The 5,135-nt window shown below is 64.7% G+C and carries 4 protein-coding genes; all 4 read left to right on the forward strand.

The window, feature by feature from the left end; translation table 11 throughout:
* Positions 1-380: 380 nt before the first annotated feature.
* The 4 genes from U9978_RS08195 to U9978_RS08210 all read left to right on the forward strand — a co-directional run bounded on the left by U9978_RS08195 (position 381) and on the right by U9978_RS08210 (position 5,075).
* Positions 381-920: a YceI family protein gene (locus tag U9978_RS08195; protein ID WP_322760465.1), complete on the forward strand. Its 540-nt coding sequence runs from the start codon at positions 381-383 to the stop codon at positions 918-920.
* A 227-nt stretch (positions 921-1,147) separates the two neighbouring features.
* A complete protein-coding gene (locus U9978_RS08200) occupies positions 1,148-1,825 on the forward strand; it encodes a helix-turn-helix domain-containing protein (RefSeq protein ID WP_322760466.1) in 678 nt (225 codons plus the stop codon).
* A 75-nt stretch (positions 1,826-1,900) separates the two neighbouring features.
* The gene (locus U9978_RS08205) at positions 1,901-4,441 is read left to right on the forward strand and encodes a SpoIIE family protein phosphatase (RefSeq protein ID WP_322760467.1); all 2,541 of its coding nucleotides are present in this window, start codon (positions 1,901-1,903) and stop codon (positions 4,439-4,441) included.
* A 91-nt stretch (positions 4,442-4,532) separates the two neighbouring features.
* Complete coding sequence (locus U9978_RS08210; RefSeq protein ID WP_322760547.1) at positions 4,533-5,075, forward strand: hypothetical protein; 543 nt, start codon at positions 4,533-4,535, stop codon at positions 5,073-5,075.
* Positions 5,076-5,135 lie beyond the last annotated feature (60 nt).

A 5,135-nucleotide genomic window follows, 5' to 3' on the forward strand; every position in this document is an offset into this window, starting at 1 on the left:
GGCCGTAGTCGATCTGACCTTTCGCATCCGGGCCGGGCCATCCGCTCCGAGGATCATCCGGCGCGGCTGCGGGCGGCTGGCGCGGGATGGTCACAGTCGATGATCATACTAGCACCCCGGCCTCACGATCGGGGTGGGCTCCACCTGTGCGTCGATCGTCCTTGATCGATGACGTCCTAGTCGCGTGGCGGCAGGTCAGGTCCCGGTATCGGATCACGTAAGTCGAGGTCAGCCTCATGTTCGTGTTATGCTGACAACGTTCATCGTGGGCAGCTCGGCCGCTCGTGAAATCGCGCACATGTCGCTCGTCGATGGCGTAGATGCTTTTCCCAGGCTTTTCACGTGGCCGGCAGCCTTGAGGCCATCAGGAGGAAAAGACCATGGCAGGACGGCCGGTATCGATACAGGATGTGGCGGTACCCCGCGCAGGCACCTACCGTATCGACCCTGAGCGCTCCACCGTGCGGTTCACCACCCGCGGCATGTTCGGGCTTGCCAAAGCGGTCGGCACCGTCGCCGTTCGTGAAGGCGCGGTGGTTGTCGCCGACCCGATCGAAAAGTCCGGCGTTCGCGCCGTGCTCGACGCGACCAGCGTCAACACCGCTAACCGCAAGCGGGATGACCATCTCAAGACAAAGAATTTTCTCGACGTCGCAACCCATCCGGACATCACGTTCGTCGCCGAAGGGATCCGGGAGGCTTCCGGCGCGTGGGTCGTGCCCGGCACTCTTACCGTCCATGGTGTCTCCCGGCCGGTGGAACTGACGATCACCGCCGCGGCACCGGCCGACAATGAGGTGCGGTTCCATGCGGTCACCCGGATCGATCGAAACGAGTTCGGTGTCAGTAAGATGAAGGGTATGGTCGCCCGCTACCAGGCGATCGATCTGGATCTCATCGTGGTGCCGTCCGTCGGGTGATCCGGAAAGCAGCCGGTTCGTCTCGACCGGAGGCTGTGATGATCGATTTTTCGCGCCGCATTTTCGCGCCGCAGGCGACGTTCGAATACGCCCGTCCGAACCGATGGGCGAGCGTATTCCCTGCCGGAACGGACGGGCCATTATCATGTGACGAAAAAGCCAGGTTTTCGTCACATGATGGCTGGCGTCACGTAACACAACGGTACGTTCATCCGTAGGCTGGAAGCATGCTCGATGTGCCGCGTTCCAATTGTCGGGAGCGCCAGCTGCGTCGCGACGCACAGCGCAACCGTGATTCGATCATGTTGGCTGCGCGTGACGTCTTTGCCGCACAGGGCGTCGACGCGTCGTTGGAAGCAGTCGCCCGGCGCGCCGGTGTGGCGATCGGCACCGTTTACCGACACTTCCCCACCCGCATCGACCTGATCGAGTCAATCTTCCTCGACAAGTTGCGGTCCTGGGTTGAGGCCGGTGAGCAGGCATTGGCCATGACCGACGCCTGGGACGGCTTCACCTTCTACCTGGAGCGGTTGTGCAGCCTCCAGGCCCATGATCGCGGCTTCAACGATGTGGCCTCGATGCACCTACCCAAGGCCCATCGGCTGGAGGAGGCTAGAAGCAGCGCCTACGATCTCAGTTGCCGCATCGTCGCCCGCGCCCAGCAGCAGGGTACGCTACGTGACGACGTTACTGCGGAGGACATCGCCATTTTCATCTGGGCCAACACCCGCATCATCCAGGCGACCCGCAGCGTTGCTCCTCGAGCCTGGCAACGTCACCTCGGCCTCATGCTCGACGCCTTTCGCGCTGAACGGGCCCGCCCGTTGCCCGAGCCGCCGATGTGTCCCGCCGAGGTCTGTCAGGCAATGCTCGCCCTTGGTGACTCCGGCTTCCCGGGTAGTTGACCACAGCTCCCGCTGTCGGGTATAGGTCGCGATTTCCTGGTTCTAACCGGGGCGCGACGGGGAAGAGCGAGATAGATGACAATGGACGCACGCGGCCCGGCCGTCGACGGTCGGATTGATGATTTTCTTGGTGTGGTGAATGCGGCCACAGCCGCAGTTGACCCGCATGGCACCGTCATCGCGTGGAGCGGGCCTGCCTGTCGGATGCTCGGTTATTCCCCGGATGAGATCGTCGGGAAGTCCGGGGTCGGCATCCTTGCCACCGCCATTCCGGGCGCCCTCCGCCTGGCCGTGGCGGAGCAGCGGAGCTGGAGTGGGCAAGTCGCCGTGCGTCACTGCGACGGCCGGATCCTCGATGTAACACTGTGTGCCTATCCATTGCTGGACGCTGACGGGGGGGTTCAGTGGTTCCTGGTCGCCCCCGGAGTGCAGGGTAATCCGGGGAGGTTGGGTGATCCGGAGAGGCTGGCGGATCCGAAGGAGAATCCGTTGGCGCCCGTGGACGATCGGACGATCGCGGACTGGGGGTTCACGCAGTCCGAACTCTTTATCGTGATCTACGATGCCCAGACTCGGTTCTGGCGGCTGAGCGTTGGCGCGAAATCCATGTTGGGCCTTGAGGAGGACGAGCTCCGCGGACAGCCGTTCATGGACGCGCTGCGCAACCCCAGCTACGCAGGGTTTGCCGGGAAGCTGCGTCAGGTGGTGGAAACCGGTCGATCGGTAGTTTACGAGAACTATGTTCGAGCCCCCTCCGAGCCCCGCGACCACGCCTGGGCCACCAGCATGTCGCCGATCAAGGCTCCGGACGGTCGAGTGCTGGGCGTGTTCGCCGCCGCCTTCGATGTAAGCGAGCAGTACTGGGCCCGGCAGCGGTTGGCCCTGCTCGACGATGCGAGTACCCGTATCGGCAGCACCCTTGACGTGACCCGGACCGCCCAGGAGCTGGCCGACATGGCCATCCCCGCACTAGCGGACTGGGCCAGCGTCGATCTGCTCGATTCGGTGTATTTCGGGGGTGAGCCGGCTCCCGGTCCGTTGGTCGGCCCGGTCGCCCTGCGTCGCGTCGCCCACCGGTCCGTTGTCGAAGGCAGCACGGAGGTTGTGGTCAAGCTGGGGGAGGTGGACACCTATCCGGCCTTCTCGCCCCCAGCCCGATGTCTGGCAACCGGCCAGCCCATTCTGAACCGGATTGCCGACCCCGATGTCGCCCGATGGGTGGCAGGGGATCCTGCCCGCATGGCCGTGGCCCGTGAGTACGGGTTCCACTCGGTGATGGCGGTGCCACTACGTGCCCGCGGAACGACCCTCGGAGTTGCGATATTCGCCCGACACCAGCGCCCGGAAGCCTTCGAACAGGATGACCTCGTCCTCGCCGAGGAACTCGGTTCCCGGGCCGCGGTGTCCATCGACAACGCTCGCCGTTACACCCGTGAGCGCACGACCGCACTCGCCCTTCAGCGCAGTCTGCTACCACAACGGCTGCCCGAACAGAGCGCCGTCGAGGTCGCATCCCGCTACCTGCCGGCCAGTTCCCAGGTCGGTGTGGGGGGTGATTGGTACGACGTGATTCCGATGTCTGGAACCCGGGTCGCACTGGTGGTCGGCGACGTGGTCGGTCATGGTGTCCATGCCGCCGCGACCATGGGCCGACTGCGGACCGCCGTCCGTACGTTGGCTGATATCGATCTTGAACCGGACGAGCTGCTCACCCGTCTGGACGATGTGGTCGTGCGTCTCGCCGCGGACTACGATGAAGCCGCGAAAAACGTCGTTCCCTCGGACCGCGAGGCCGTCAACGAAATCGGTGCGACCTGTCTGTGCGCTGTCTATGATCCGGTTTCCCGTCTCTGCTCCCTGGCGCGAGCCGGTCATCTCCAGCCCGCGCTGGTCGCCCCTGATGGCACGGTCGATTTTCTGGACGTGCCTGCCGGCCCACCGCTCGGGCTGGGCGCTTTGCCGTTCGAGGCTGTCGAGGTCGAACTGCCGGCGGGCAGTCTGCTCGTCCTCTACACCGACGGGCTGGTCGAGTCCCGCGCGTATGACATCGATGTGGGGCTCGACGCGCTGCGCGGTGCACTCGCCCCGCCTCGGCCCACCGACGAACTCCTGCCTTCGTCGCCGGAGCTCTCGCCGTCGTTGGAGGCCATCTGCGACCGGGTGCTCAAGACCCTGCTACCCGAACATCCCGCCGATGACGTTGCGCTGCTGATTGCCCGCACTCGGACTCTCGATGAGAGCCAGGTCGCCAGCTGGGACCTGCCCGCCGATCCGGCTGTGGTCACCCACGCTCGGGCGGGGGTATTGCGCACCCTCGCCGCGTGGGGGCTGGACGACGCCGCGTTCACGACAGAGCTGCTCGTCAGCGAGTTGGTCACCAACGCGATCCGTCATGCTCGGGGGCCCATCCAGCTGCGGTTGATCCGGGACACCGCCCTCATCTGCGAGGTCTCCGACGCCAGCAGCGCGGCCCCGCACCTGTGCCGTGCCCGAACCCTTGACGAGGGCGGACGCGGTCTGTTTCTGGTCGCTGCGCTCGCTGGGCGCTGGGGAACCCGCCAAACTCGTGACGGTAAGATCATCTGGGCTGAGCAGTCTCTTCCTATGACCCTATGACCCCATGACCTGTTGAAGCGACATATGTACGATGAGGGTTATCCGGGGCTTGTCGGACACATCGCGTCTCGACCGGATATGCTTCTTCGTTGTGACCTGCATCGTCGGTCTTGAGCATGACGGCAGGGTGATCATTGGTGGTGACAGTGCCGGCGTGGCCGGCTACTCGATCACGGTTCGCGCCGACACCAAGGTGTTCCGGAACAGTGAGTTTATCATGGGCTTCACATCGTCGTTCCGGATGGGTCAACTCCTGCGGTACAGCCTGCTTCCGCCTCTCCCGCAGACCTGGGACATAGATCGGTTCATGGCCACCGACTTCATTTCCGCCGTGCGTGACTGCCTGCGCGAGGGTGGCTATGCGCGCAATGAGTCGGGCTCGGAGGAGGGCGGGGTGTTCCTGGTCGGTATCCGTGGCCGGCTCTACCGGATCGACTCCGACTTCCAGATCGGCCGCAGCATCGACCTGTACGATGCGGTCGGCTGCGGCGAGGAGTTCGCGCTCGGTTCCCTGTTCGGGAGCGCCCATCTCGACCCGCTGGAACGGGTGGGCCTTGCGCTGGGGGCGGCTGCCTACCACTCTTCGGCGGTCTGCCCACCGTTTCATGTCATGTCCAACCCGGATCCCGACTGACAGCCGCTTAGAGCGACCGGCAATAGGGGAGTGGATCAAGAAGCGGGGCTGGGGTGCGTG

Origin of the sequence: Protofrankia sp. Cr2, assembly GCF_963555885.1 — a bacterium.
Classification (GTDB): domain Bacteria; phylum Actinomycetota; class Actinomycetes; order Frankiales; family Frankiaceae; genus Protofrankia.